4 protein-coding genes are annotated in these 5,336 nt (G+C 73.6%); 1 reads left to right on the plus strand and 3 read right to left on the minus strand.

Annotated elements, in window-relative coordinates:
- Window positions 1–3 precede the first annotated feature (3 nt).
- Entirely contained in the window at window positions 4–903 is a 900-nt protein-coding gene (locus tag E1298_RS43800; protein WP_279499669.1) for an amidase family protein, read from the plus strand.
- Here the strand turns inward: E1298_RS43800 and E1298_RS43805 are convergent.
- Genes E1298_RS43805 through E1298_RS43815 form a run of 3 tightly spaced genes read right to left on the minus strand, consistent with a single transcriptional unit; the run spans window position 884 to window position 5,300 of the window.
- Window positions 884–1,645 (minus strand): glucose 1-dehydrogenase, encoded by a 762-nt coding sequence (locus E1298_RS43805; protein ID WP_131903286.1) that lies wholly within the window; start codon window positions 1,643–1,645, stop codon window positions 884–886. The two genes, E1298_RS43800 and E1298_RS43805, sit on opposite strands and share 20 nt — an antisense overlap.
- Entirely contained in the window at window positions 1,632–3,719 is a 2,088-nt protein-coding gene (locus tag E1298_RS43810) for an acetate--CoA ligase family protein (RefSeq protein ID WP_131903287.1), read from the minus strand. Before E1298_RS43810 ends, E1298_RS43805 begins: the two co-directional genes overlap by 14 nt.
- 9 nt (window positions 3,720–3,728) lie before the next feature.
- Window positions 3,729–5,300, minus strand: coding sequence for a class I adenylate-forming enzyme family protein (locus E1298_RS43815; RefSeq protein ID WP_131903288.1), 1,572 nt, complete (start codon window positions 5,298–5,300; stop codon window positions 3,729–3,731).
- Window positions 5,301–5,336: the final 36 nt, after the last annotated feature.

The following is a 5,336-nucleotide window of genomic DNA, read 5'->3' on the forward strand; positions in this document are numbered from 1 at the left end:
GCGGTGGGCTCGGACGGGGCCGGGTCGATCCGGATTCCGGCCGCGTGGACGGGGCTCGTGGGCATCAAGCCCCAGCGGGGACGGGTGTCGGGGTATCCGCAGACCGATCCGTTCAACGGGATCACGGTGTGGGGGCCGCTCGCGAGGAGTGTCGGGGACGCGGCGTTGCTGCTGGACGTCATCAGTGGGAGCCATCCGGACGACGTTTATCAGGTGGGGGCTCCTGTGAGGTCCTTTTCGGAGGCGGCCAAGAGGGATCCGGGGAAGCTGAGGATCGCCGTTTCGTTCAAGACGGCGTTCGGGGTGAGCGGGAGGCTGGATCCGGAGATTCGGGCGGCTGTGGAGCGTCTCGCACGGCGGTTGACGGAGTTGGGGCACAAGGTCTTTCCCGCTGATCCGGATTACGGGCTCATCGGGCTCGGGCTGGTTCCGCGCGGGACGGCGGGTGTCGCCGAGCGGCTGGACGCGATGCCGGATCCGCGGCCGGAGGCCCGGACGGAGGTCGAGGCGCGGATCGGGAGACTGGTGGGGCGGCGGCTCTTGCCGCTGGCCAAGCGGATGGATCCCTATCTGCATAGGAAGGTCGGGCGCATTTTCCGGTACGCGGATGTGGTGCTGACGCCCACTACGGCGCGGCCTCCGTTGAGGATCGGGGCTTTCGACGGGGCGGGTTATCGGAAGACGCAGTCGGGGGTGGCGGCTGCGTGTCCTTATGCCTGGACGTGGAATGTCCTCGGATGGCCGGCGGTGAACGTGCCCGCGGGGTTCACCGGGAGCGGACTGCCCGTCGGGGCGCAGTTGCTGGGGCACGATTCCGATGAGGCCACGCTGATCTCCCTCGCCGCCCAATTGGAGGCGGTCGAGGGGTGGACCGGGCTGCGCCCTAGTAGCCGGCGCCGGTGAGCATGCCGCCGTCGACGAGGACCTCGCTGCCGGTGCAGTAGGACGAGTCGTCGGACGCGAGGTAGGCGACCAGGCCGGAGACCTCGGTGGTCCGGCCCATCCGGCCGAGGGGGAGCGCCTTCATGAACGCGTCGGCGCTGTCGGCCGTGGCGTTGACGACGTCGTCCTGGAGGGACATGGAGGTGAGGACGGCGCCGGGGTGGATCGAGTTGACCCGGATGCCGTGGGGGCCGAGCTCGCGGGCGGCGGCCTTGGTGAGGCCGCGGACGCCGAACTTGGCGGCGCTGTAGGCGGCGAGGCCGGAGGCGCCGATGAAGCCCTCGGTGGAGGAGACGTTGACGATCGAGCCGCCGCCGGCCGCGCGCAGGGCGGCGGTCACCGACTTCACGCCGAGCCACTGGCCGACGAGGTTGACGTCGAGGATCTGCCGGAACTCCTCCAGGGACATGTCCTCGATGGTCTTGTGCCGGATGATCCCGGCGTTGTTGACCAGGACATGGAGCGCGCCGAAGGCGGTGGTCGCGGTCTCGACGGCGTGCCGCCAGTCGTCCGGGTCGGTCACGTCCATCCGGACGAACCGGACGTCGTCCCCGAGCTCGGCGGCGAGCCCCGCGCCCGCGTCCGCGAGGACGTCGCCGAAGACCACCTTGGCGCCCTCGGCGACGAAGCGCCTGACGTGGGCCTTGCCCATGCCGCGCGCGCCACCGGTGATCAGCGCCACCTTGCCGTCAAGCTGCCCCATCGACGCTCCTCTTACCCGCGGCCACCGCGACGGCGGCGCTCTCCATGGTCCGGTAGGTCGGCACGCCCGCCGCCCGCGCGATGGCGCGGACGGCGCCGGTCACGCCGGGCGGCGCGCATTCGCCGTTCCGGACCACCAGTGTGATCCGGGTGCCCGGCTGCTCGTTCTGCAGGTCCCCCACGGCGCGGGCGTAGGCCAGCAGGGGGTCGGCGCTGTCGCCGAAGGTGAAGAAGCTCTGCGCGTTGACGTGCGTGATGACGTCGGCGAACGGGCGTTCGGAGAGGATCGCCGCGACCGCGTGCCGGACGAGATCGGGGTTCGCGCGGGGGCCGACGGGGATCTCCAGGGGGTTGGCCAGGGAACTGCCCGCGCCGAGGCCGAGGGCGCGGAGCGCCTCGCGGGCCGGGGCGGGGAGCGCGGCGAGGTCGAGGCCCGCGCCGTCGAAGACGTCCGCGGCGAGGACGGACGCGCCGCCGCTCGGCCCGATGACGAGGACCTCGGGCGTCCCGGGGACCGTGCGCGCGCCGTGCAGGTCGAGCAGGTCCAAGGCGCCGATCAGGTCGTCCTGGCTGGTGACGAGGGTGATGCCGGTCTGGCGGGCGAGGGCCGTCCACACGCGGTCGTCGCCGATCATGCCGCCGGTGTGGGACGCGGCGGCCCTGCGCCCCTGGCCGCTGCGGCCGCCGACGAGGGCGACGACGGGTGTGCGGATGCCGCGGAGCGCCTCGAAGAGGCCGCGGCCGTCGCGGGGGTCCTCCAGGTAGAGGCCGATGGCGCTGGTGCCGGGGTCGGACGCGAGGTGGCGAAGCAGCTCGGCGGGGGTGACGTCGGCGCTGTTGCCGACGGTGGCGACCTTGGAGAACGCCAGGCCGCGCTGCTCGCCGACCTTGACGATCTCCCCGGCGAGGCCTCCGCTCTGGGAGACGACGGCGATCCGTCCGGGCCGGCCCGGCGTGCCGCCGAGGAACGTCTGGCCGCTCGCGGGCGCGTAGACGCCCATGCAGTTGGGGCCGAGGAGCCGGACGCCGGACGCGCGGGCGGCGGCGATCAGGTCCTCCTCCAGCTCCGGGTGGCCCATCTCGCGGAACCCGCCGCTCATGACCTGCACGAACGGGATGCCGGACGCCTCGCGGACGACACCGGCGCACCGCTCGGCGGGCACGGCGACCAGCGCGTAGTCGATGCCGGGACCGGCGTCCGCGAGGGACGGCACGCAGGGGACGCCGTCGATGTCCGGCGCGGACGGGTGGACGGCGACGAGCCGTCCGGCGAAGCCCGCGGCCTTGTAGAAGCCGAGGAACATGTTCCCGAAGTTGGGTTTCTTCGTGGACGCGCCGACGACCGCCACGCCGCGCGGCGCGAACAGCGGCCCGAAGTCGGCGGCCTCCGCGGGCGGCGCCGGACGCGGCGGCGCCTCGTCCGGGCCGATCAGGCGGGCGTCCACGGCGACCGCGCCGGACGGGCCGCAGATGACCGGGTTGAGCTCGAATTCGGTGAACCGGTCGGCGAGCGACTCGACGACCCCGCCCGGCCCGCCGACCGCCAGGAGCACCTCGACCAGGGCGTCGAGGTCGGCGGCCGGGCCGCCCCGGAAACCGTCGAGCAGCGCCCGGCCGCGCAACTCGTCCAGCATCGCGCGGGCGTCGTCCTCGGTGACCGGGCAGAGCCGCAGCGCCGTGTCCCGCAGGACCTCCGTCCACACCCCGCCGAGCCCGACCAGCAGGACGGGCCCGAACGCGGGGTCGCGGACGGCGCCGACGATCACCTCGACGCCCGCGGCCGCCTGCTCCTCGACGAGGAACCCGTCCGGGACGATCCCGGCGGCGGCCAGCGCGGTCAGCATCGCGGCGGCGGCGTCGGCGGCCTCGCGCGCCGAGCCCAGGCCGAGGCGCACGGCGCCCGCGTCGCTCTTGTGCAGGAGCCCGGGGCCGTACGCCTTCACCGCCAGCGGCGGCGCCAGGCCGTCCGCGGACGCTTCGACGGACGCCGGGTCCGGGGCGGTCGCGCCGCGCGGCACGCCGATCCCGAACCCGGAGATCCACGCCTTGACGGCGTGTTCGGGGAGGACGCTCATCTGCTTCCCTCAGTGGACGCGGTCGGCGTACAGGTCGCGGATGCCCCGGCGCAGCAGCTTTCCGGGACCGCCCGACGCGTCCTGCGTGTGCGGCAGCCCGCCCGCGACCACGACGGTGTCGGGCACCTGGTGGGCGGGCAGCCGGGCGGCGAGGGCGGCCTTCACCGCGTCGCCGTCCAGGGACGCGCCGGACCGGGGCACCACCGCGAGGAGGATCTTCTGCTCCACCGCGTCCTGGCCCTCGGGATGCGCGGGGACGCCGGCGGCGCCCGCCTCGGCCACGCCCTCCACCTCGATCGCGGCCTCCTCGATCTGCGCGGGCTGCGACCAGCGGCCGTCCTTGAGCAGGGAGTCCTCGCGGCGGCCGAGGACGAACAGGAACCCGTCCCCGTCCATCCGGCCGAGGTCCCCGCCGACGTACCAGCCGTCGCGGAGCACGTCGGCGGTCTTGCCGGGCAGCCCGTCGTAGCCCGCCATGACGTTCGGCCCGCTCAGGTTGATCTCGCCGACCTCGCCGACGACGCGGCTCCCGTCCGGGCCGGTGACCCGCACCGCGCACGACATGCGCGCCCGCCCGACGGACGCGATGTCCTGGCTGCCGTCGTCCTGCCGTCCGAAGCAGGTGTAGGGCGCCTCGGTCTGCCCGTAGTAGCTGTAGATCGCCGCGTCCGGCATCCGCTTCGCGATGCGCTCGCGGAGCCCGGGCAGCAGCGGCTCGCCGCCCAGCACGATCGCCTTGAGGGACGACAGGTCCGCGTCCTGGTGGTCGTCGGACCCGAGCAGCGCGGAGAAGAAGCTCGGGATCAGGCTGACGTGGGTGACCCTCTCGCGCGGGACGACCTTGAGGAAGTTGGCCGGGCCCCAGTCCTGCTCCAAGACGAGGGTCATGCCCGCGTAGAACGCCGGCCCGACGAGGGCGGGGAAGCCGATGCCCCAGATGATCGCGCCGGTGCCCATCACCGAGTCCTGGTCGCGGTCCACGTCCAGCCAGATCTGCGCGGTGGCCAGCGAGCTGAAGTGGGTGTGCATGACGGCCTTGGGCAGCCCGGTCGTCCCGGAGGTGTAGAACAGCGCGAGCACGTCGTTCCCGAACCCGCCGAGCGGCGGTTCCGCCTCGCTCGCTCCGGCGGCCAGCGCGTCCAGGTCGGCGGTGCCGTCCGCGGCGCCGCCGACGCGCAGCCACAGCTTCACGTTCGGCAGCGCCGGGCGGATGGCCGCGACCAGGTCGTCCACCGTCGCGTCGTACACGAACGCGGTGCACTCGGACCGCTCGACGACCTGCCGCAGCGTGTCGGCGGGCCAGTACGGGTTCAGCGCGGCGACGGTCGAGCCGATCTTCATCTGCGCGAGGTAGACCTCGGCGACGTGCAGGGTCTCGTTCATCAGCGACGCCACGCGGGTGCCGGGCGCGACCCCGGCGGCGAGCAGCGCGTGCGCGACCCGGTTGACCTTCCGGTTCAGCTCGTCGTAGGTGAGGCTCTGGTCGCCGCAGTAGGTCAGCGCCACCTTGTCGGGCGTGCGCAGCGCGTTCGCGGTGAGGATCGCGTAGGCGTAGTTGGTGAAGGGGTTCTCTCGCGCCACGGCTCGGCTCCTTCGGCTCCGGCGGGGGTGGGGACG

The organism is Actinomadura rubrisoli (assembly GCF_004349215.1).
Lineage (GTDB): Bacteria > Actinomycetota > Actinomycetes > Streptosporangiales > Streptosporangiaceae > Spirillospora > Spirillospora rubrisoli.